The following is a 21,186-nucleotide window of genomic DNA, read 5'->3' as shown; positions in this document are numbered from 1 at the left end:
ACGCGGCTTCTCCACACTGGGCGTTTGAGGTGGCGGAGTGGGGGGGGTAGGGGCTCAGCAGTTGGGAGTCAGGTGGCTCCAAGAGATTCTGGCGGGGCTGGAGGCGAGTGGTGACTACAACGCCTTCCTGGTGCTGCAACTCGAGACTATTGTTACCGAGGGCGCTGGTGAGCTGGAGGGCGACATAGTCTGGCATGCCACCACGTCTTTTGTGGCGGTGTTGTGGCTCAATGGGGCGTTAAGCTTCGTCCGATCATGAGGTGTTCTCCCGCGTGTATATGCAGTAAGTGAGAGAGGGTTTTTAGATGATCGGAAACAAAAAAACCGGCCAAGGCCGGTTTTCTTAAGTTTGACACAGCCTCATGCAGGCTGAGGTCGGGATATGGTCGGAGCGACTGGATTCGAACCAGCGACCTTCTCGTCCCGAACGAGACGCGCTACCAAGCTGCGCTACGCTCCGATGGATGGCGCGCATTTTACCGAAAAAGTTTTGCCGCACAAGGGGTTAGCTGAAGGTTTTTTACCGCATCACGTCCTTGTGAGGCGGATGGGGCGCTGTGGCTCAGAGTTCTTTGACGGTGATTACCTGATCCTTGTTGATGCGGGCAGGTTTGCCGTCCAGCTGTTCGAATTCGTAGAAACCCGAGTCTTCGTCAAATTCCGGTGTGTCTACCGTCTGCACCTGGCTGCCATCGTTGAGGGTGATCACGCTGGGTGTGGCGCAGCCGGTCAGGCTGGCCAGGCCGAGAAAGGCGAAGCTGATGTAGAGGTTCCGTCGGGTCATGGGTATCTCCTTGATTTCTTGGGAACTACCGGGTTTCTGACGGGCTTGCGCGGTATGAGTTCAATCGAATTGCGGCTTCATCGTGCTGGCGAGCAGTTCGGGAGTGTTCAGGTTGGCCAGGCGTGGGTCGTGCGTCGTGCAGGGATAAGCCTGCGCATCTAGTTGCAACAGCGCGCGTCTGGGACTGCGCTCGCCAGCGTTCCAGGTTGCAAGCAGCGGTTCGTGCAGGAGCGTGGGGATGACGCAGAACAGCGGCTCCCATTGCTCGCCCTGGCGGACCATCACTGGACGCTGCGGTTGAGCTAGCGCTGCGCTGTACAAGTCCTGCAGTAGCGTTGTATCGAGCAGCGGTGCGTCGCAGGGCAATACCAGCATGTGCTCGTGACGCACCTGGGCCAGGCCTGCGAGGATGCCTGCCAGCGGCCCTTGAAACCCCGTTTCGGCGTCGATTACCAGATGGTCGGCATAAGGGGCATAGCGATCATGGTTGCGATTGCAGGAAATGATCAGATCATCGGTGAGCGGGCGCACTAGTGCGTGCAGATGTGCGATCAGCGGCCGTCCTTGCCACTCCAGCAGGCCCTTGTCCTGGCCGCCCATGCGTTGTCCGCGGCCGCCGGCCAGAAGCAGGATCGAGCAGAGGGGGGCAGGGCTGGTCATGGCGGCGCTCTGAGTCGGGGGCCTGTGATATAACACCGGCCAGTTTTCACCACAACCGGACCACGTCATGAGCCACAAGGCCGAGGCGGCTTTCGTGCCGCTGAACATCGCCGTTCTTACCGTTAGCGATACCCGCACCCTGGATACCGACACTTCCGGTCAGCTGTTCGTTGACCGCCTGAGCGCTGCAGGCCACTGCCTGGCTGCACGCGTGCTGCTGAAGGATGACCTGTACCGCATCCGCGCCCAGGTGGCGCAGTGGATTGCCGAAGACGAGGTACAGGTCGTGCTGATTACCGGTGGTACGGGTTTTACCGGCCGCGACAGCACGCCGGAGGCTGTGAGTTGCCTGCTGGACAAGCATGTAGATGGTTTTGGTGAATTGTTCCGCCAGATATCGGTTGCAGATATCGGCACCTCCACCATCCAGTCTCGCGCCCTCGCCGGTCTGGCCAATGGCACGCTGGTCTGCTGTCTGCCGGGCTCCACCAACGCCTGCCGTACGGCCTGGGATGGCATCCTCGGTGAGCAGTTGGACAATCGCCATCGCCCCTGCAACTTCGTGACCCATCTGAAGCAAGTCGCTGTTTGCGAGAGTCGCGGATGAGCTTGTTGCCGGTCGAAGAGGCGCTGGAGCGCCTGCTGGCGCTTGCCGATCAGGCGCCGATTCGCGAATTGGAAATGTTACCGCTGGCGGCTGCCGATGGCCGGGTCCTGGCCACCGAGCTGGTTGCCGGTCTGGACCTGCCGCCATGGCCGAACAGCGCGATGGATGGCTATGCACTGAATCTGGCCGACTACAAGGGCGAGGCATTACCCGTGAGCCAGCGTGTCCAGGCCGGACAGGCGCCACAGCAATTGCAGCCTGGCACCTGCGCACGAATCTTTACCGGCGCGCCGCTGCCATCTGGAGCGGATACCGTGGAAATGCAGGAGAACTGCGAAGTGCTGCCTGACGGCCGCATAGCTTTCCGCGAGCCTCTGCGAGCCGGGCAGAATGTGCGCACCCAGGGGCAGGAGGCTCGTCGTGGCGAAGCGGTGCTGAGCGCCGGTTCGCGTCTCGGGCCGGTGCAGCTGGGCTTGGCGGCGTCGCTGGGCTGCGCACTGTTGCCGGTACGGCGGAAACCGCGGGTGGCGGTGCTTTCCACGGGCGACGAGCTGGTCGAGCCGGGGCAGGCCCTGGAGCCTGGGCAGATCTACAACAGCAATCGCCGTTTGCTCTGTGCCTGGCTGCAGCGCCTCGGGTGCGAGGTGCTGGATGCGGGCATTCTGGCCGACGACCTGCAGCTTACCCGCCTGGCCCTGGGGGCTTTGGACGATGTCGACCTGATCCTCTCCACCGGTGGTGTGTCGGTTGGCGAGGCCGACTTTCTCGGCCAGGTGCTGCGTGAAGACGGCGAGCTGACCCTGTGGAAGCTGGCGATCAAGCCGGGCAAGCCTCTGACCTGCGGTCACTACCGTGGCGTGCCGGTGCTCGGCCTGCCGGGCAATCCGGCGTCGACGCTGGTGACTTTCGGTCTATTGGCGCGCCCCTATCTGCTGCGGCGTCTCGGCGTTGCTGAGGTTGAGCCGCTGGCCATCCCGGTTCCCGCAGGATTTGCCTGGAGCAAGCCGGGCAGTCGGCGGGAATACCTGCGGGCGCGGTTGGAGCAGGGGCGGGCGGTGCTCTACCCGAACCAGAGCTCGGGGGTGCTGCGCAGTGCGGCCTGGGCCGATGGGCTGGTGGAGGTGAGAGAAAATGCCACTTTGGCGGAGGGCGATCACCTCCGCTTCATTCCCATGAGCGAATTGCTCGGCTAGCGCCAGGGCTTCAACCATAGGGCAAGACCGGCCAGACAGCTTGCCGCGTAGAGTGTGCTCAGCGGTAGCTGCAGCCAGGGATTGCTCAGCGGGTGCAGCAGGACCGCGGCGAGAACGAGCATGAGCAGGCTGGCCAGCCATTGTGCCGGCCAGGCCAGGCTGTGCAGCAGCTCCTGGCGCTTGAGCAGCAGCACGTTGGTGACGAGTACGCCAGCCAGGGCCGCCAGAGCGATGCCGGGAAGCCCCAGGGCGAAGGGCAGGAGACCGAGCAGCAGGGCGTTGGCAGCACTGCCGAGCAGCTCGCAGCGCAGCGGCAGGCGGGTATCTCCCGCGGCGTAGGCGTAGCGCGCCAGCATGGCGTTCCAGGCGCCGAAGACCAGTGGAATGGCAAACCAGGCCAATAGGGCTGGCAACGGGCTGTTCTGTGCTTGTTGCGGTAACAGCAGGGCTACCAGCGTCGGGCTGGCACCGACCAGACCAACGGCCGCCGGCAGGCTCAGCAAGGTGGCCGCAGCCAGGCCGCGGCGCAACAAGGGCAGGCGTTCACCCCCCGTCTTGCCGCTCATCATGCCGAGCAGCACCTGATTGAGCGCCATCAGGGCTATCAATGGCAGATTGACCAGTTTGCGCGCCAGGTTGACCCAGGTCACCGCGCCCTCACCAAGCAGGCTGGCAATCAGTCGCTCCAGCAGCGCCAGTCCCTGACTGGCGGCATTGCTGGCCAGGAGCGGTCCGATACGGCCAAGGAGCTCGCGCCCGGCACCGGATTCGCCACGCCAGTGCCAGGGTCGCCAGCCCAGCCGGCCGGCGGCCAGCACCAACGCCAGAGGCATCAGCACGCTGCCGGCAATACAGGCCAGGGCCAGTTGCGTGTTGCTACTGGCGGCGCCTTGCAGGGCCAGCAGCAACACCGGTGGCAGGTTGAACAGCAGCGAGCCGAGTCCCGCCAGGACAAAGCGTTCACGGGCCTGCAGGGGAATGCTCAGCCAGGCGTGCAGCAGAAAGCCGGGAGCACACAGGGCGAGCAGCTGCAGGCTGGCGCTGGCCTCGTGCTGTGCCTCGCTCGCCAGGCCGGGGCCGATCAAGCGGCACCACAGCGGTGCCCCCAGTGCCAGCAGGCCTGCGAGCAGTATTGCGATCAGCAACAACCACGGGCTCAGGCCATTCAGCCAGCGGCTCCTGGCCAGTTCGTCCCGCTGTAGATAGAGCGGCAATGCCGCCGCCCCCAGCAACCCGGCAGCCAGGGTCATGCGCAGCGCTTCCGGCAGGAACAGCGCCACGAGAAAGGCGTCGCTGCGCGAACCGGCGCCCCAGGCGGCGACCAGTAGCCACTCCCGGGCGAAGCCGAGGCCGAGGCCGGCCAGGGTGGCCAGGGTCAGCCACAGGGTGCTGTTGAACATGGCTCAGTGCAGCAAGGTGAACAGGCCCTTGCCGCCGACCTTGTAGTTGAGGTCGTGGGGGCGCTCGCCCATGGGCTTGGCGCCGCTGCCACCAACGATCTTGTAGGGCGCGATTTCCTTGGCCACGGTGGTATTGGCGGTGACCACGGCGCCGCGGCCGATATGCGAGCCGAAGCTGATCAGGGCGCGGCTGGCGATCCAGGCGTAGTCGTCGATATAGATGGGGCCCGAGATGGACCAGAACTCGGGGGCGGTCAGGTCGTGGCTGCCGGCGATGATCAGCACGTGGGAGGCGATGGCCACATGGTCGCCGATGACCAGGCCGGCACGGGCGTCTACCTGGCAATGCCAGGCGATGACGCTGTCCTCGCCGATCACCAGATTCTCCACTCCAAGTACCTCGGTGTTGCGCCAGATCGACGAGCCCTTGCCGATCTTTGCACCGCCGGCGCGCAGCCACCAGATGCGCAGGTTGTGGCTGGGAATCTTGTTGATGACGATGTTGTAGACCTGTTCCCAGGCCCGCAGCCAGCGGTCCTTGAGGGTCGCCCAGTTCTTGCCGTAGATCGGTACGAATACCGCCGGGATCTCGGTCTTGAGCAGGGCGTAGAAGCGTTTGGCCAAAGGCTGGTCAATGCGCTGTTCGGCATCGATGGAGGCGATGGCGTAGCGCTCGCCTTCCTCGAACGCCACGTCGTTGGCCAGCATCCACTCCAACGCCTGGCCGAGTTCCTCGGTGCTGGTGCCGAGCTTTTCGGCGTATTCGGCGAGCTGGTTGCGCAGGTGCGAGCGGAGCATGACGCGGTGTTTCATCGGGCGGATTCCTTGCGGCCGGTGGTGTGCTGCGGATACAGCCTGGCCTGTTGCAGGGCCAGGCCGGCGAGTAGCCAGAACAGGGCGATGATGACGAAAGTGAAGCTGTAGTAGTGGTCGAAGATGCCCGTGAGCAGTGCCGCCATCACGCCGGCCATGCTGCCCAGCCACAGGGCGTTTTCCCGGGTAATGCTGGTCACGCTGGCGAGCGGGCGAACCTCGCGCCACCAGCGCAGGGTAACCAGGACGAACAGGGCCATGCCGGGCAAGCCGATCTTGTAGATGAAGTTCAGCCACAGGTTGGAAATGCCCAGCAGGCCGCTGCCGGGCACGGGCGGGTCGATCTTGAAGCCGATCCCCAGGGGGTAGCGGGCCATGGCTTCGGGGAACATGGCGTATTCCTCGAAGCGGATCTCGGTACTGGCATTGCTGGCGGAGAACATGCTGAGCAGGCGCTCCTGAAGCGGTGGATAGAACATCACCAAGGCGGCGCCGAAGGCCGCGCCCAGACCGATGATGCGCCCGCTATAGGGCACCCGCTTGTAGCTCAGCCAGAACAGCACCAGCACCAGGGCAACGATGGCGCCGCGGGAAATGCTGAACAGCAGACCGGCGCAGCCGAGGATCGCCACGCTCAGGCCGAGTAGGCGCCTCCAGCCTTCTCGGGTCCAGCCATACAGCAGGGCCAGCGGCACCATCAGAGCGAGGATGCCGCCAGTCAGGTTGGGATGTACCCAGGGTGAGGCCATGCGCTGGTAGTTGGCCGAGAAGATGTCCCGAACCGCCTCGGGGTGCGCGTATTTGAGGTCGGTCAGGATCGGGATCATGGTGTTGGCGTCGCGATCCTTGAGGAAGATGAAGATCGACAGGCAGAGCATCGCCAGGTTGCCGAGCAGCAGCGCCACGACCAGTTGGTCGCGATCCCGGTCGGTACGCAGCAGCAGTGGCACCAGGAACAGCAGCGACAGGTTCATCAGCCAGCGCACCCAGTTCACCGGGCCGTTGCCTTCGGCGTGGATGATCAGCATGCCGACCACGAAGGGCAGGGCGCTGTAGGCCATCAGCATGGCCAGACTGCGTTCCAGCGGGTGCCAGTGCAGCAGCCCGCGAGTCCGACCGAGAAAGGCCTGCCAGAACACTGCGACCCAGGTCAGTGCCAGTACGGCCTCACTGACTGTCGTGCGGATGCCGACCTGTACGGTGGTGTAGGGAATGCTGGTGGCCAGCACGGCGAACAGCAGCAAACCCCACAAGGGCTTGCGCATGAGGGTCAGGGCCAGGACCACACCGGCCATGAGGATGATCAGCTTGCTGACCGGCAGCACCCAGAGCAGCCCGCCAAACAGGGTGCCGAGCAGCACGGCGATGGGCAGCCCGATATTCACGCGTACAGCTCCTCAAGCAGTTCATCCAGGCGCGCGGCGTATGCCGGCATGGCGAAACGCGCTGCCCATTGACGCAGCTCTGGGCGGTCGCGGCCTGGTGGGTTGGCAGCCAGCTTTAGCAGGCAGGCGAGCAGCGCCGCAGAGGAGTGAGCGGCAAAGCGCGGCGACTCGCTTGGGGCCACTTCATCCAGCGCCGAGCCCTGGGCCAGGGCCACCGGAGTGCCCAGGCCCAGAGCCTCGACCACGGGCAGGCCAAAGCCTTCGGCGTAAGACGGCTGCCACAGGCATTCGGCATGACGGTAGAGCGCCTGCAAGGCGGCATCATCCAGGCCGCTCAGCCAGTGCAGGCCGGGCAGTGCGCGCAGGTTTTCGGGCAGGTCGTGCGGATGGCCGACCAGGGCCAGCTCCGGCACCAGCGGCGACTGTGCGCGGGCCTGGCGCCAGGCCTCGACGAAGCGCGACATGTTCTTGCGCGGCTCGCGAGTACCGACGGCCAGCCAGTAGCGTGCGGGCAAGCCTGCCGGTGGCTGCTGCTCGTTTTCGTCGAGTACGGGCACCAGGTTGGGCAGCACGCGCACCTTGCCTTTGGCGAAGGGGAACAGGCGCTGGGTTTCGCGGGCGGAGAATTGCGATGGGCACCAGACGCGGTCGGCGCGCCAGACCGACCAGGCGATGGACAGGGTGTCGATCAGCCGATAGGCCAGGGCCTTGAGGCGCGAGCGGTGGTGATTGCGTTCGGTCAGCTGGAACAGGTCGTGCAGCAGTAAGACCTGGCGTTGGCCGGCGGGTTTACGTCCCAGCGGCAGGCCCATGTTGGCCGTGGCGATATACAGATCGACCTTCTGCTCGCGCAGGGCCTCGGGAAGAAAGCGCGCCTCGAAGCGCAGCCTTACCTGCGGCCGTTGCAGGCCGGCCAGCGGGCTCTCCCAGGCGGGGCAGCAGGCGCTCTGACGCTGCGGGTGATCCAGTGGCGCTTCGCTGAAGCGCACCAGTTCGGTGTCTGCACGTGCCAGCAGAGCACTCTCCAGCGCGCGTACCTGACGGCCGATACCGGACTGCGGCGCTACCGTGGCCGGGCGATAATCCAGGCCTACGCGCATGCGCGGCACTCCTTGTCGATCAGTTGCTGGTAGACCGCTTCCAACTGGCTGGCGGCAGCTTGCCAATCATGCTGCTGATTGACGTAGCGGCGCCCGGCGGTGGCGAGGCTGTCGGCCTGGGATGCGTCGTTAAGCAGCTCGGCCAGCGCTGCGCTCAGTGCGCTCGCCTCATCGCCGTGGCGGTAGTCGTGGCCGTCGCGCAGCGCCAGCCCGGAGACGCCCTGGGCCGTGCTCACCAGCGGCAGGCCGGCGGCCAGGGCTTCCAGTACCTTGAGCTTGGAGCCGCCGCCCTGGCGTAGCGGGGCGAGGAACAGGCTGCTTTCGGCCTGCAGGGTGCGCAGGTCGTCGACGAAACCGCGCCATTCGATACGCGGGTCCGGCCAGCACTGGGCCCAGTCACTCGGCATGGCATAGCCGGCGACGATGAAACGCGCCGTCGGGCATTGCTGCCAAAGTCGCGGCATGATTTCGTCCAGTGCCCAGCTCACGGCGTCAACGTTGGGCGGATATTCGTAGTTGCCGACGAAGAGAATGCGCTGGCTTTGCGGTGAGCGTTGCACCTCGGCGAAGCCACGGCAGTCGACGCCGTTGACCACGACCTCCACGGCGGTGTGGGTGAGGCTGCGCATGGCCTTGGCATCCGCCTCGGTGACGGCGACTACCCTGGTTGCGGCGTCGAATACCTGGCGCTCCCAGCGGCGGGCCCGCCACTGGTCGAAGCGTACGAAGGGGGCCAGCCAGCGCGGGAAGCGGCTATAGGTGGCACCGCCCAGGCTGGATTCCAGGTTGTGCTCGGTCAGGATGAAAGCCTGCTCGGCCGCCTTCAGGGCCTTGGCGTAGGGCTGGAAGCTGTAGCTGTGCTCGACCTGAACGACATCCCAGGATTGCTTCAGCAGTTCGGCGAAGCGGCGCTCCAGTGCTGGTGCCAGGCCGTTCACGCAGGTCAGCAGTGGCCAGGGGCCGAACAACGCGGTGGCGAGCGTCAGTGGATGGCGCAGGCCGCGCCGTGGCAGCACGATCAACTGCTCCAGCAGCGGCTCCAGCGCCTGGCGGGCCTCTTCATCGAGGGCCTGTTTGGCCTGCACCAACAGGGTGATGCGGTGCCCGCGTGCGGCCAGGGTGCGCAGCAGGTGGTACTGGCGCGTCTTGCCGCCGCTGGACGTGGGCCAGGGTAGGTAGGGAAGGATCCACAGTATTCGCATCGCAGTCTTCACCAGACCAGCATCTGCAGGCTGGGTTTGGCCTTGAAGCGCAGACCGTTGGCATCTTCCAGCGTTTGTTTGTCGCCGGTCAGCGGGTCGTGCAATACGGCCCGTGTGACATTGGTCAGCTGCACTTCGTCGCCGCTGGCGCTCCAGAACAGCCACAGGTTGCGCCCATCACTGCGCTTCCAGGCGATGCTGTAGAGGTCATCGATGGTGGCGGCCAGGGCCGGTGGGTCGCTCGGCTCCAGACGCGGTCCGCTGACTTTCAGGAAACGCTTGAGGGCCCGATAGGCGGGTTTGGGCTTGCCCTGCAGGTCGAGCAGGCCGTAGTGCTGGTCGCGGGCGCTGGCGCGGCTATCCAGGTCAGCCAGGGCGAACAGGAAGATACGGTCGTAATCCAGTGCGCTCATCAATGCCAGGCGCCGCAGCAGGTAGTCGGCCTGACCGTCGGCACCAATGATTTCCTGCAGTTCCTTGGGCCCGGCATAGCTCGACCAGCCCCACTCGGTGGCCCAGATGGCTGGTACCTGTGCGCTGCGCAGGGTGGCGTTGAGCTGCTGGGCGCGGAGGATGAAGTCATTGGCGCCGGGCTCATCGCTTTCCGGCTCCTGGGAGTAGGGGTGGTAGGCGACGACGGTGCCCAGTTGCTGTACGCCGAGCTTGCCCAGTTCCTCCAGCATCAGGCCGCCCTTGACCGGCATCTGGCTGTAGTAGGCCATGCCCGCCATCACCACCGGCTTGCCCGGTGCGGCCTGGCGCAGCGCGGGGACGCTGGCCTGCAGCAGGCGGCCATAGCCGATCGGGTCTTCATGGGGGCGCCAGAAGGACGGCAGGTTGGGCTCGTTCCATACCTGCCAGGCATTCACCGAGGGATAGTGCTTGGCGAACATGGCGATGGCATCGGCAAACAGCTGTGGGTCCTTGGGCGGGTACTGGTCCGGTGTCGGCGAGCCGCTGGGGGCGCTGGTGGCATGGGGGGCCGAGCCGACCAGATAGAACACCGACTTGAGTTGTTCCTGCTGCATCTGCTGGATCACGCCGTCCAGCTCGCCCAAGCGGTACTGGCCCTGCTCGGGCTCGTGGCGGTCCCAGTGCAGGTCGACGCGCGTCCAGTCGAGACCGAGGGCCTTCCACTGCTGCATCTGCTTGCGGTACTGCTCGGGAGGGAACCACAGGAAGTGGGCATTGACGCCGAGAAACTCGCTCCACTCCACCGCGCGGGGGGCTTTGAGCTGCACGCCGTTGGCTTCGGCGCGCAGGCTGGGGTAGACCGCCAGGGACAGGGCCAGCAGACCCGCAAGTGGTACTGCAATCAGTAATTTGCGCATGTCAGGCTTCTCCACAGGCGGCGCTAAACAGGGAATGGAAGCGCTCGGCGGTGGCCGCCCAGTTGCGCTCCCGGCCTATTTCGCCAGCGCGCGCCGCCCAGCGCACGGCCTCTGCCGGACGCAGGGCAAGCGCCTCGATGGCCTGGGCCAGTGCCGCGACATCGCCCTGTGGATAGGTTGCGCCATTACCGCTGGCAACCTCCTCGGCAAAGGCCCGTGCATTGGAGGTTATCACCCCTCGGCCACAGGCATTGGCCCAGGATAGAGCGCCGCTGGTGCCGCGCATCTCACCGAGCAGGCCGAGTTTCTTCGATTCGCGATAGGGCAGCACCATCACATGGTGGGCCTGGATGGTGCTGGCAATGGCGTCGCTGGGCAGATCGAGATGCCAGTCCAGGCTGTCGCTCAGCTCCAGACGTTTGGCCAGTGCCCGTAGTTCGTCGAGGTAGTTGCCGGCGGGACCGAACGCCATTTCCGGGGCGGTGCCTCCGGCCAGCGCCAGCCGCAGGCGGCCGCGCAGTGAAGGTAGGCGGGCGAAAACCTGGGCGAGGGCGTTGAGCAGGTCCTCGATGCCTTTACCGCGGTAGATGAAGCCGAAGTAGAGCAGGCGCAGTGGTTCCAGAGGTGGCAGCTCGGCAGCTGCAAGCGGCAGATTGCCATGGGCGATGGTTGCGCTCTGTTCGGCGCGCAGCCCCATGCGTTTGGTCAGACAGCGCCCACCCAGCTCGGTAAGCGTCACGGCACGGCGCAGGTGACGGGCCAGGCGCCGCTCTTCATACAGGGTCAATGGATCAGCCAGCAGAGCTGCAGCCTGGGGCAGCGGACGCGGCAGGCGCTCGGCCAGCGACAGCGGCCAGGGCAACTGGGCGCGGCGCCAGACCAGGCGCTCGGGGTCGTGCACGGTGGCGGTCAACGCCAGCCCTGGTTGATATCGACGCAGGTAGTCGAGGGAGTGAAATTCGTTGAGACGGCCTCCACCCAGTTCGGCATGCGCCAGCTGCACCTGGCTCCAGTCGAAGCTGGACAGGCGTTCGCCGAGCCGCTCAGGCGTGCAGCCCTGCAGCGGCGTCAGCACTTCCACGCCTCGCTCGACGAGTGCCCGGCGAAAATGCTCGGCGTAATCGGCAATGCCGGTTTGCTCTGGCGGTAGTGGCGCCAGCAGGGCTATGCGCATCAGCCTTCGCCCCGCACACGCCTGATCAGGTCCAGCACTCGCGCAGGAACTTCGAAGCGGCGACGGTTGAGGATGATGCCGTCGACTTTGCCGAAGGCGGTGTGGAGCACCGACAGGGCGTTCTCGACCACGGGTACGGTGCTGGTCTTGGCCTCGATTACCAGGGCGATCAGGTCTGCGCGACGCAGTGCGATGAAGGCCTGCTGGTTGTTCATCAGGCCGGCGGCGTCGAGCAGCAGCACTTCACCTGGCTGGGCCGGGGTATCGCCCTCCAGGCGTACGCTGTGGCCGCGATCCTGCAGCATGGCCTGCAGGTGCTCGGTCACGAAGCTGACACCTTCGCCGACACGGGCCGAGGTGAGCGCCAGGGTCAGCCCCTTGCTCTCGATATCGTCTGTGGGTAACAGGCTGTACAGCCGATACAGGCTGGCGGTGAAGGGACTGCCAATGCGCCACGGCTGTGCGCCGAGATCGGAGAGGGTGGTCCACAGCGGTACCTTGAAGGTTTCCTCGATGCGCGCTCCGTCATGGATGCGCTGGTCGAGCAGGTAGCAGATGTACAGGGTCAGCAGTCCGACGGCGAGGCCGGCAGGAATCGCCAGCAGCAGGATCATCAGGCTCTTGGGAAAAACCCGGCTGGGGTTGTAGGTGGCCTGTTCGACCAGGGCGATGTTGCTGATCTGGCTCTTGTCCAGCTCGCGGTCGATGCGGGCCTTCTCCAGGTTTTCGGCATACAGGGCGTAGCTCTTCTCGGCGCTGCTCAGTTGCAGGAGCAGGCGGTTGATGTCCGGCTCCTCGCTCATCACCCGCGAGCGTTCGCTGCGCAGTTGTTCCAGCTGCAGGTCATAGTCCTTGAGTTCGCCGGCGAGCTGGCGGTCGCGCAACTCGGCATCGACGATCTGCTGGCGAAGGCTGACCACGATGGAGTTCGGCGCGAAGTTCTTCGAGCGCTCCAGGCGCTCGGCCTCGCGGGCGATCATCGCCTTCATCTGGGCGATGTTTTCCTCGGCTTCCCGGACCGGCGGCGCATCGGGCAGGAAGGTGCGCAGCAGGTTGGCGCGCTCCTGCTCCAGCGCGTTGAGACGGCGCTTGAGATCGAGTTGCGAGGGGTTGAGGCTGACTTCGCGGGCGGTGATCACTTCCTGCGGCTGACGCTTAAGTTGCAGGCGCGCGTTGGTGAGGAAGCTGCGGATGCCGGCCTGGTCGTTGAGTTTCTCGGCGCGGGCATCGGCAAGGCGGTTGATCTGGTTGGTGAGATTCTCCAGGCGCTCCTTGACGCTGACCGACTGGATGCCTTGCAGGCGGCCTTGCAGCTCCGTCTTGAGCAGGCCGATCTGGCTGTCGACCTTCTGCATTTCGTTTTCGTAGAAGGCATACAGACTCTTGCGCCCGAGGGTGCGGGTACGCTCCTCGAGGAAGGCGTCGACCCAGGTCTCCACTACCTTCTGGGCGATGGCCGGGTCGTTCCAGGTGAAACTGACCTCCATCACCGCCGAGCCGGGTTCGTGACCGACCGTGAAGTTTTTCTCCAGCTTCTTGGCCAGGCGTTCCACATCACTTTGCGCTTCGACGATACCGAGCATTTGCAGGATGCTGCGCAGCAGTTCGATACCCCAGTTGAACACCTTGCCGACGTAGAACTTGATGGTTTTCCAGAAGCCCTGCGGCTGATAACCGGCCATCTGCTCGATGTAACGCTCGGCGACCATGCGCACGATGGGGCGGCCGGTCAGCATCTTTTCTTCGTCGACTATGGGGTCGCGCTGGGTGCTGGGCGCGATCAGCGCCTGGCGGTTGGCGACTTCGATCGGCAAGGTGGTGCTCTCGCGCCCCGGCTTGACCAGCAGGCGGGCATTGGACTCGTACTTGGTCGGCAGCAGGAAGGCGCCGAGTACGGCCACCACCACGGTGGCGATAACCGCCCACTGAAACTCGCGGCGAAAGATGAAGAAAAGCCGCAGTAGGTCGCGGAAGGAGCGAATATCGATCATTAAATTTTTCTCGATTGATATCTACTGAAAAGAGGTGCCGTGGCGATTAGGGGACTGGGTTGTAAGGGATCACTTTCACTTCGTCCTGCTGGTTCAGGTCGTAGTTGAAGCCAAGGCCGACTGCCTTGTTGATCGGAATCAGGCGGGTGAAGTACATGTCTACCGCCTCGACGGCGCTGCCGATGCTGGACTGCGGCACATAGATGAGGTCGCCACGCTGCATGGCGACCATGGGGCGCTCCTTGTCCTGAAGCAGGCTGGCCAGGCTGAAGAAATACAGCTTGTACTTGCCGTCGTCGCCGGCGCGCAGCAGGGCGATGTTGTCGCTGTCGGCAGAGGGCAGGACGCCGCCGGAAGCCAGCAGAACCTGTTCCAGGGTTGCATGGCCGACCAGATCGAAAAAGGCGGCATTGGGCACTGCACCACCGATGAACACCTTGTTGCTTGGGGCAATGGCGATATTCACCGTGGCGTTGGGGCGGCGATAGATCTTCGCCAGTTTGCCGGTGACTTCCTTGGCTACATCCTCGGGCGTGCGGCCGTCGGCCTTGATCAGGCCGACGAAGGGGATGGAGAAATAACCATCGGGACGCACCACGAACAGGGTCATGTCGTCTTTTTCCGACGGTTCCTGAGCGTCGCGCACGATGCGCAGGGTGTCACCGCTCTGGATGCGCACCTGTGGCGGTGGCAGCTCGGCGAGCTTGTAAAGCTCCTGGTGACGGTACTCCAGCACCTCGTCATCGGGCAGGTGCACGCGGGCCGGTGTGCTGCAGGCCGCCAGCGTGGAGACAAGCAGGGCGCAGGAAAGCAGTCGGTACAGGGTGTTGGGCGACATGATTCAGCTCCAGTAGCCAGCGAACATGCTGAGTTGTCGTTTCAGGGGGCGTGGCAGCGCCTGGCCGTGATAGCCGAGCTTGTAGCCGAGCAGTTTGAGGGCGCTGCGCAACAGCACTTCGGGCAGCCGCCAGAGAGCGCCGGCGGTACGCAGGGCCGAGAGTTCCGCGAGCAGATAGCGTTTGCCCTCGCCGCCGGCACGGCCAAAGGTCTCGGCGATCCAGCGCTCGCGGCCGTAAAAGGTGCCGATGTCGAAGTAGCGGCGGAATTCTTCCAGCAGGCGGTAGTCGTGGGAGTGCTCCACACAGGCGCTGGCGGCGTAGCGTACGGCGTGGCCGGCCAGCAGCAACTTGCCGGCCACGTAAGCATCTTCGCTACCGATCACGTCCATGGGGAAACCGCCAACGGCTTCGAGGGCACTGCGCCGGTAGGCGGCGAAGGAGTCCGAGCTGAAGCAGGTCTTGATGCCCAGCTCGGCGGCATCAGCCAGGCGCTTGGTGCGGCCTTCGGCGGGGTAGTTGAAACGCCGCGCCTGGCTGGCCAGCAGTCCGGCCTGCGGGTGCGGCAACTGGCGACCGTAGGCCACGCTGATGTCGGGCTCGGCCAGCAGCTCGTCACGCAGCTTGGCCAGCGCCTGCGGGTTGGCCGGGATGGCGTCCTGGGTCAGGTAGATCAGTATGTCGGCATCGACCTGCTGGCTGGCCCACTGACGGGTGCCGCCATGGTTGAACTGGCTGGCCGGGATCACTTCGACCCGTGCGCCGAACGCGCGCAGGCGCGCAACGCTGTCGTCGCTGGAGCTGCTGTCGACCACCAGGAACTGGTCTGGCTGCAGGCTCTGGCTGGCCAGCGCCGGCAACAGCCGGTCCAGATGCGGGCCGGCATTGCGGGTCGGGATGATCAGGGCGGTGCGCATCAGGGACGTGGCTCACTATCGGCGGTGCGGCCATAGATGTCTTCGAAGCGGACGATGTCATCCTCGCCCAGGTACTCGCCGCTCTGCACCTCGATCATCACCAGGTCGATGACCCCGGGATTGCTCAGGCGGTGGCTGTGACCGGCGGGAATGAAGGTCGACTGGTTGGTGTCGAGGAGGAAATCCTGTTCGCCGTTGACCACGCGGGCCATACCGCTGACGACTATCCAGTGTTCGCTACGGTGATGGTGCATCTGCAACGACAGGGCGGCACCGGGGCGTACGACGATGCGCTTGATCTTGAAGCGCGGGCCTTCCTCGATAACGCTGTAGCTACCCCAGGGGCGACTGACCGTGCGGTGCAGGCGATAGGCCTCATGGCCGCGCAGCTTCAGCTCCGCGACTATGTGTTTGACGTCCTGGCTGCGCTGGGCGTCGGCGATCAGCAGGGCGTCGGGAGTGTCCACCACGATCAGGTCCTGCACGCCGACGGCACCCACCAGGCGCTCGGGGCTGTCGATATAGCAGTTGTTCACGTCGTGCAGGATGACTTCACCGCGGACCTGATTGCCCTGGGCGTCACTGGGCAGCAGTTCGCGCAGGGTGAGCCAGGAGCCGATGTCGTTCCAGCCAATGGCGCAGGGCACCACGGCCACTTTGCGCGAGCGCTCCATCAGGGCGTAGTCGATGGAGATATTCGGGGCCTGGGCGAACTCATTGCGATCCAGCTCGCACTGCAGGCATTCCTTGCCTTGCAGCGACTGGCTGGCGTCGAGACTGGCACGGGCCGCTTCCAGCACCTCGGGAGCGCAGCGCTGCAGTTCATCCAGCAAACAATCCACCTGCAGGCAGAACATGCCGGCGTTCCACAAATGGCGACCGCCGTCGAGGTATTGCTGGGCGCTAGCAGCGTCTGGTTTCTCGACAAAACGGGCGACCTCCTGGCCGCCTTCAGTCAATGCAGCACCGGTCTCGATATAGCCGTAACCGGTTTCGGCGCGGGTCGGCTGGATGCCGAAGGTCACCAGTCGGCCCATGGCCGCCAGTTGGCGGGCAGTCGTGACGGCGGCAGCGAATGCCTGTTCGTCCTGAATCAGATGATCGGCCGGCAGCACCAGTAGCTGGCTGTCGTCGCCATACATGCGCTGGGCATGCAATGCCGCCACGGCAATGGCCGGAGCAGTATTGCGGCCGCAGGGTTCGAGCAGCAGATCCAGCGCGAGCCCGCGGGCGTTGATCTCACGGTAGTCGTCCAGGGTGGTGAACAGCAGCTCGCGGTTGGTCACCGTGATCACCCGCTGTACATCGGCCAGGCGCGTGGCACGCAGAAAGGTCTTCTGCAGCAGGCTTTGGCCGTCGGCCAGGCGCATGAAGGGCTTGGGCCGCGCCTCGCGCGATACCGGCCACAGGCGGGTGCCGGCTCCGCCAGCGATGATGCAGGGAATCAGGGCGCTCATCAGTAGGCTTCCTTGGTGAAAATCACGGCCGGTATGGTGCGGAAAAGGATGTAGAGATCGAACCACACCGACCAGTTTTCAATGTATTCGAGGTCGAATTCGACGCGCTTTTCGATCTTTTCCAGGGTGTCGGTTTCGCCACGGTAACCGTTGACCTGGGCCCAGCCGGTAATGCCGGGTTTGACTCTGTGTCGAGCACTGTAGGTCTCCACCGCCTCTTCAAAGAGAATGCCGGCGGCCTTGGTGGCGGTGGCATGGGGGCGAGGCCCGACCATCGACATGCTGCCGAACAGCACGTTGAACAGCTGCGGCAGCTCGTCCAGGCTGGTACGGCGGATGAAGGCGCCGATGCGGGTGATGCGCGCGTCGCCACGGGTGGTCTGGCGCTCGGCATTGGCATCGGCCATGCGGTGGTACATCGAGCGGAACTTGTAGACCTCGATCAGGCGGTTGTTGTAGCCGTAGCGCTTCTGCCGGAACAGCACCGGGCCTGGCGAGTCGAGCTTGATGGCGATGGCCAGCAACAGCATCAGAGGTGCCAGCAATAACAGGGCGAGGCCGGCCAGGATCAGATCTTCGAGGCGTTTGATCAGTGGCGACCAGCCGCGTAACGGCAGCTGTGAGGCGTTGAACATCGGTAGACCGGCAATCTCGGTGATGCGGTTGTGCGAGTGGCGCAGGGCGAGCATGTCCGGCACCAGCAGGACACTGACCGGCAGTTTGCGCAGGCGGCCGACCAGTTGGCCGATGCGGTTCTCCGCTGTCCAGGGCAGAGCGACTAGGACTTGCTGAACCTGCTCGTTGCGGATCATCTGTTCCAGGGCTTTGGAGTCGCCCAGCAGTGGTAGCCCGGCGATTTCTTTACTGCTGCGCTTGACCCGGTCGTCGATGAAACCGAGCAAGCCCATGCGGATGTCACCATTGCGGCTCAGGTACTCGGCGATACGGATGCCGTTCTCCGTGCCGCCCAGAATCACGGCGTTCTGCAGGTGGCGGCCCTGGCGGGTCAATGTGCGCAATATCAGCAGCAGCAACAGGCGTTCGGCGCCAAACAATACGAGACTGGCGCTGAACCAGATCAGCAGTTGCCGATTGGACACCAGACCGAACAGGCCCAGAGCCTGGTGCATGAACACCAGCATGGAGAACGCGGCGAGCCAGCAGAACAGCGTCAGGCGAAAGCGCAGCAGATTGCTGAACAGCTCTTCGCTATAGACGCCGAAGGTCTGGAACAGCAATACCGTGATCAGCGCGAAGAAGAGCATCAGCGCGGTGTAGTACTCACCCTGCTCGCCGGCCCCGTCGTGTAGCCACCAGATCAACAGCAAGCCTGGCAGCACGGCGGTGAAACCGTGCAGCAGGCGGGTGAATGCGACGAAATACTGAATGAAGCCAGGCTTGTTGATGAGCTGGCTTTCGATCGACTGCGGACGCAAAAGCTCCCCCGGATGGCTCGTCGGTAGCCCGATGAGCTCGAATCAATATTCGGCATATTAGTCAATTATTTGGCGACAACTTTATGGTTGTAATGATGTGCGCCGGCTTTATGTCGATTTGACCATAGGCATCCGGAGCAGGCAATCAATCTGTGCTGGCATTTTGGCACTGCTCGCGAAATGCACCGGGCGTCATGCCTGTCCAGGACTTGAAACTGCGGTGGAAGGAGCGTGATTCGGTAAAGCCGAGATAGGTGGCGATGTCTTGGATCGGCAGGTTGCTGCGCAGCAGATAGTGCTCGGCCAGCTCCTGGCGCAGCTGGTCGAGGATTTCCTGATAGCTGGTACCGGCCTGCTGCAGGTGGCGCTGCAGGGTGCGCACCGTCATGTGGAATTTTTCGGCGACCTTCTCCTTGCGTGGCAGGCCGTCCTTGAGCAGCAGGCGCAGGGCATTCTTGACTCGCACCGGCAGCGGCTCGTCGCTGTCCAGGCCAGCCATCATGGTCAGCGCGTGTTCTTCCAGGGTGCGCAGCAGGTTGGCGTCGGCCTGGCGCAGGGGAATAGCCAGGTAGTCGAATGGCACCAGCAGTGCGTTGCAGGGCTGGCCGAAGCGTACCGGGCAGCCGAAGACTTCCTCGTAATCTTCCTGTGTCGCCTCGCTGGGGCGGTCGTGCTCGAACCACACCTCGCGCGGCGACCTGTCCATGTCCGCTATCCAGCGGGCATAGAGCATCCAGGACGCCAGCACGTTCTCCACCATATGCCGGCGAATCTCCGGGCTCTCGTGGCGGCAGTTCCAGATCAGTCGTATATGGTCGCCGACCGGCTCCAGGCGGCTGGTACCCATGTCACCGACCAGCTTTTCATAAGGCACGATGCGGCTCATGGCTTCGCCCAGGGTGGCGCAGTTCATGGTGATGTAGCCGAGTACGCTCCAGGAGCCCGGCTGCACATAGCGCGCCGAATGCAGGCCGAACAATGGGTCGCCGGAAACTTCCATCAGGTGCGCCAGCAGGCGCTCGTGCATCTCGCTGGGGATGCGTCGGCCGTTGTCGGCCAGGTCTTCCAGGGTTACGCCAGCAGCGGTGCGCGCGGCGGCCAGATCCAGGCCGAGGTGTTCGGCATGGCGCAGGTACTTGAGTAGAGCGGGGACGGAGGTATAGCCGAGAGTCAGCATCTGTTCTTGTTGTTCTGCTTGGCTTGATTGGCGATAGACGCTGGCCTGATTCGACAGTGACCAGGCCTGGCGGCTGGCTAGTATAGGCAGCCATCGAGATCGACCGGAATAGGTGGGAGCAAGCATGCGACGTTGGAACGGATGGGGCGATGAGGCCACCGTGGTGGAGCTGCCGGCGCACGGCGCGGCATTCCTGGAGCAGCTGGTTGGCGCCGGACAGCGCCTGGCGGACGCCAGTCTGGAGCAGGTGCTGGCTCGAGTACCCGAAACGCGCCTGAGCCTGCGTCATCCGCTGGTCAGCGTCGATGCCGAGGTGCGCGTGCGCCACGCCCGCGGCCAGAGCCTGCCGGATTGGCTGGCCATGCGCTCCGGCGACTTCGGCGTGTTCCCCGACGGCGTCGCCCTGCCGGAGACCGCCGCGCAGATCCGCGAGCTGCTGGCCTGGGCCGAGCAGCAGGACGCCATCGTCATCCCCTACGGTGGTGGTACCTCTGTGGCGGGGCACATCAACCCGGTCGAATCGGCCAGGCCGGTGCTGACCCTGTCGCTGGAGCGCATGACCCAGCTGCTCGACCTCGACGAACAGAGCCAGATCGCTACCTTCGGCCCTGGCGCCAACGGTCCGCAGGTGGAGGCGCAGCTGCGCGCACGTGGCTATACCCTCGGCCACTTTCCGCAGTCCTGGGAGCTGTCCACCCTCGGTGGCTGGGTTGCCAGCCGCTCCAGTGGCCAGCAGTCGCTGCGCTATGGGCGCATCGAGCAGCTGTTCGCTGGCGGCAAGGTCGAGACTTTTGCCGGCGCCCTTGATATTCCGACCTTCCCGGCGTCGGCCGCCGGTCCAGACCTGCGCGAGTTGATCCTCGGCAGCGAGGGCCGCTTCGGCGTGATCTCCGAGGTCAAGGTGCGTGTGACCAAACTGGCCGAGCAGGAGAAGTTCTTCGCCGTGTTTCTGCCCAGCTGGCCGCAGGCGTTGGCCGGCATCCGCGCCCTGGTGCAGGCGCGCATTCCGTTGTCGATGCTGCGCCTGTCCAACGCCATCGAGACCGAGACCCAGCTGGCCCTGGCCGGCCATCCCGAGCAGATCGCCTGGCTGGAGAAGTACCTGGCCCTGCGTGGCGCTCGCGCCGGTAAATGCATGCTGACCTTCGGTGTCACCGGTAACCGCAGCCAGAATGCGCTGTCGGTGAAGCAGGCGAAGAAGCTGCTTAAGAGCTTTGGCGGCGTATTCACTGGCACCCTGCTGGGCAAGAAGTGGGCGGAGAACCGCTTCCGCTTCCCCTATCTGCGCCATGGCCTGTGGGAGGCCGGCTACGCAGTGGATACCCTGGAAACGGCCACCGACTGGAGCAACGTCGACCACCTGCTGAACCAGGTCGAGGCCAACCTGCGCCTGGGGCTGGCGGACGAGGGTGAGCGGGGCCATGTGTTCACCCACCTGTCACATGTCTACGGCCAGGGCTCGAGCATCTATACCACCTACGTATTCCGTCCGGGCAGCAGCTACGACGTGACGCTGGCGCGTTGGACCAAGCTCAAACAGGCCGCCAGCCGGACCATCGCCGCCAACCGCGGCACCATCAGCCACCAGCACGGCGTCGGTCGTGATCACGCGCCCTACCTGGCGGCGGAGAAAGGTGAACTTGGCATGGCGGCGCTCAAGGCCATGGCGCAGCACTTCGATCCGGCGCAGCGTTTGGCCCCCGGCGTCCTCCTGGAAGACTGA

Annotated in this window: 18 protein-coding genes and 1 tRNA gene; 3 read left to right on the top strand and 16 right to left on the bottom strand. The window is 64.6% G+C overall.

Translation table 11 applies throughout. The features are described 5' to 3' along the window. Positions 1-383: 383 nt before the first annotated feature. From AYB31_RS05040 to mobA, 3 genes are all read right to left on the bottom strand, one after another. A tRNA-Pro gene (locus AYB31_RS05040) sits at positions 384-460 on the bottom strand. A 102-nt stretch (positions 461-562) separates the two neighbouring features. Further along, on the bottom strand, positions 563-784 hold the full coding sequence (locus AYB31_RS05035; protein ID WP_068826400.1) for a YgdI/YgdR family lipoprotein: 222 nt from the start codon (positions 782-784) through the stop codon (positions 563-565). A 60-nt stretch (positions 785-844) separates the two neighbouring features. Beyond that, a complete protein-coding gene (gene mobA, locus AYB31_RS05030) occupies positions 845-1,444 on the bottom strand; it encodes a molybdenum cofactor guanylyltransferase MobA (RefSeq protein WP_068826397.1) in 600 nt (199 codons plus the stop codon). Positions 1,445-1,511: 67 nt separating this feature from the next. Here mobA and moaB point away from each other — a divergent pair, with 67 nt between their 5' ends. Both moaB and AYB31_RS05020 read left to right on the top strand, forming a co-directional pair. Beyond that, positions 1,512-2,051: a molybdenum cofactor biosynthesis protein B gene (gene moaB / locus AYB31_RS05025; protein ID WP_068826395.1), complete on the top strand. Its 540-nt coding sequence runs from the start codon at positions 1,512-1,514 to the stop codon at positions 2,049-2,051. Further along, complete coding sequence (locus AYB31_RS05020) at positions 2,048-3,244, top strand: molybdopterin molybdotransferase MoeA (protein WP_068826393.1); 1,197 nt, start codon at positions 2,048-2,050, stop codon at positions 3,242-3,244. Before moaB ends, AYB31_RS05020 begins: the two co-directional genes overlap by 4 nt. Here the strand turns inward: AYB31_RS05020 and AYB31_RS05015 are convergent. From AYB31_RS05015 to gliR, 13 genes are all read right to left on the bottom strand, one after another. Beyond that, the gene (locus tag AYB31_RS05015) at positions 3,241-4,644 is read right to left on the bottom strand and encodes a lipid II flippase MurJ (protein ID WP_068826391.1); all 1,404 of its coding nucleotides are present in this window, start codon (positions 4,642-4,644) and stop codon (positions 3,241-3,243) included. The two genes, AYB31_RS05020 and AYB31_RS05015, sit on opposite strands and share 4 nt — an antisense overlap. 3 nt (positions 4,645-4,647) lie before the next feature. Next, positions 4,648-5,457, bottom strand: a complete 810-nt coding sequence (locus AYB31_RS05010) for an acyltransferase (RefSeq protein WP_068826389.1) — start codon at positions 5,455-5,457, stop codon at positions 4,648-4,650. Continuing rightward, entirely contained in the window at positions 5,454-6,842 is a 1,389-nt protein-coding gene (locus AYB31_RS05005) for an O-antigen ligase family protein (RefSeq protein ID WP_068826387.1), read from the bottom strand. Before AYB31_RS05005 ends, AYB31_RS05010 begins: the two co-directional genes overlap by 4 nt. Continuing rightward, on the bottom strand, positions 6,839-7,942 hold the full coding sequence (locus AYB31_RS05000) for a glycosyltransferase family 4 protein (RefSeq protein ID WP_068826385.1): 1,104 nt from the start codon (positions 7,940-7,942) through the stop codon (positions 6,839-6,841). The genes AYB31_RS05005 and AYB31_RS05000 overlap by 4 nt, the downstream gene beginning before the upstream one ends. After that, positions 7,933-9,144, bottom strand: a complete 1,212-nt coding sequence (locus AYB31_RS04995) for a glycosyltransferase family 4 protein (protein ID WP_068826383.1) — start codon at positions 9,142-9,144, stop codon at positions 7,933-7,935. The genes AYB31_RS05000 and AYB31_RS04995 overlap by 10 nt, the downstream gene beginning before the upstream one ends. Positions 9,145-9,152: 8 nt before the next feature. Then, entirely contained in the window at positions 9,153-10,475 is a 1,323-nt protein-coding gene (locus AYB31_RS04990; protein WP_068826381.1) for a cellulase family glycosylhydrolase, read from the bottom strand. 1 nt (position 10,476) lies between these two features. After that, complete coding sequence (locus tag AYB31_RS04985) at positions 10,477-11,649, bottom strand: glycosyltransferase (RefSeq protein WP_068826378.1); 1,173 nt, start codon at positions 11,647-11,649, stop codon at positions 10,477-10,479. Then, the gene (locus AYB31_RS04980) at positions 11,649-13,640 is read right to left on the bottom strand and encodes a GumC family protein (protein WP_068826376.1); all 1,992 of its coding nucleotides are present in this window, start codon (positions 13,638-13,640) and stop codon (positions 11,649-11,651) included. Before AYB31_RS04980 ends, AYB31_RS04985 begins: the two co-directional genes overlap by 1 nt. Positions 13,641-13,686: 46 nt before the next feature. Then, a complete protein-coding gene (locus AYB31_RS04975) occupies positions 13,687-14,478 on the bottom strand; it encodes a polysaccharide biosynthesis/export family protein (RefSeq protein ID WP_068826374.1) in 792 nt (263 codons plus the stop codon). A gap of 3 nt (positions 14,479-14,481) precedes the next feature. Beyond that, positions 14,482-15,393 (bottom strand): glycosyltransferase family 2 protein, encoded by a 912-nt coding sequence (locus AYB31_RS04970; protein WP_068826371.1) that lies wholly within the window; start codon positions 15,391-15,393, stop codon positions 14,482-14,484. Next, positions 15,393-16,850, bottom strand: a complete 1,458-nt coding sequence (locus tag AYB31_RS04965) for a mannose-1-phosphate guanylyltransferase/mannose-6-phosphate isomerase (protein ID WP_068826369.1) — start codon at positions 16,848-16,850, stop codon at positions 15,393-15,395. The genes AYB31_RS04970 and AYB31_RS04965 overlap by 1 nt, the downstream gene beginning before the upstream one ends. Next, positions 16,850-18,286 (bottom strand): undecaprenyl-phosphate glucose phosphotransferase, encoded by a 1,437-nt coding sequence (locus AYB31_RS04960; RefSeq protein WP_068826367.1) that lies wholly within the window; start codon positions 18,284-18,286, stop codon positions 16,850-16,852. The genes AYB31_RS04965 and AYB31_RS04960 overlap by 1 nt, the downstream gene beginning before the upstream one ends. A 145-nt stretch (positions 18,287-18,431) precedes the next feature. Continuing rightward, the gene (gene gliR, locus AYB31_RS04955) at positions 18,432-19,463 is read right to left on the bottom strand and encodes an AraC family transcriptional regulator GliR (RefSeq protein ID WP_068826365.1); all 1,032 of its coding nucleotides are present in this window, start codon (positions 19,461-19,463) and stop codon (positions 18,432-18,434) included. A gap of 124 nt (positions 19,464-19,587) precedes the next feature. Here gliR and AYB31_RS04950 point away from each other — a divergent pair, with 124 nt between their 5' ends. After that, positions 19,588-21,186, top strand: coding sequence for an FAD-binding oxidoreductase (locus AYB31_RS04950; protein ID WP_068826363.1), 1,599 nt, complete (start codon positions 19,588-19,590; stop codon positions 21,184-21,186).

Origin of the sequence: Pseudomonas sp. BMS12 (genome assembly GCF_001592875.1) — a bacterium.
Taxonomy (GTDB): Bacteria; Pseudomonadota; Gammaproteobacteria; order Pseudomonadales; family Pseudomonadaceae; genus Aquipseudomonas.
This window is presented reverse-complemented; position numbering and strand designations above follow the sequence as displayed.

Bases quoted from the DNA above. Each gene is read 5' to 3' on its own strand.
- AYB31_RS05000 (WP_068826385.1), bottom strand. From the start codon at position 7,942: ATGCGCGTAGGCCTGGATTATCGCCCGGCCACGGTAGCGCCGCAGTCC.
- moaB (WP_068826395.1), top strand. From the start codon at position 1,512: ATGAGCCACAAGGCCGAGGCGGCTTTCGTGCCGCTGAACATCGCCGTT.
- AYB31_RS04950 (WP_068826363.1), top strand. From the start codon at position 19,588: ATGCGACGTTGGAACGGATGGGGCGATGAGGCCACCGTGGTGGAGCTG.
- AYB31_RS05010 (WP_068826389.1), bottom strand. From the start codon at position 5,457: ATGAAACACCGCGTCATGCTCCGCTCGCACCTGCGCAACCAGCTCGCC.
- AYB31_RS05020 (WP_068826393.1), top strand. From the start codon at position 2,048: ATGAGCTTGTTGCCGGTCGAAGAGGCGCTGGAGCGCCTGCTGGCGCTT.
- gliR (WP_068826365.1), bottom strand. From the start codon at position 19,463: ATGCTGACTCTCGGCTATACCTCCGTCCCCGCTCTACTCAAGTACCTG.
- AYB31_RS05015 (WP_068826391.1), bottom strand. From the start codon at position 4,644: ATGTTCAACAGCACCCTGTGGCTGACCCTGGCCACCCTGGCCGGCCTC.
- AYB31_RS04985 (WP_068826378.1), bottom strand. From the start codon at position 11,649: ATGCGCATAGCCCTGCTGGCGCCACTACCGCCAGAGCAAACCGGCATT.
- AYB31_RS04980 (WP_068826376.1), bottom strand. From the start codon at position 13,640: ATGATCGATATTCGCTCCTTCCGCGACCTACTGCGGCTTTTCTTCATC.
- AYB31_RS05035 (WP_068826400.1), bottom strand. From the start codon at position 784: ATGACCCGACGGAACCTCTACATCAGCTTCGCCTTTCTCGGCCTGGCC.
- mobA (WP_068826397.1), bottom strand. From the start codon at position 1,444: ATGACCAGCCCTGCCCCCCTCTGCTCGATCCTGCTTCTGGCCGGCGGC.
- AYB31_RS04990 (WP_068826381.1), bottom strand. From the start codon at position 10,475: ATGCGCAAATTACTGATTGCAGTACCACTTGCGGGTCTGCTGGCCCTG.
- AYB31_RS04975 (WP_068826374.1), bottom strand. From the start codon at position 14,478: ATGTCGCCCAACACCCTGTACCGACTGCTTTCCTGCGCCCTGCTTGTC.
- AYB31_RS04965 (WP_068826369.1), bottom strand. From the start codon at position 16,850: ATGAGCGCCCTGATTCCCTGCATCATCGCTGGCGGAGCCGGCACCCGC.
- AYB31_RS04970 (WP_068826371.1), bottom strand. From the start codon at position 15,393: ATGCGCACCGCCCTGATCATCCCGACCCGCAATGCCGGCCCGCATCTG.
- AYB31_RS04995 (WP_068826383.1), bottom strand. From the start codon at position 9,144: ATGCGAATACTGTGGATCCTTCCCTACCTACCCTGGCCCACGTCCAGC.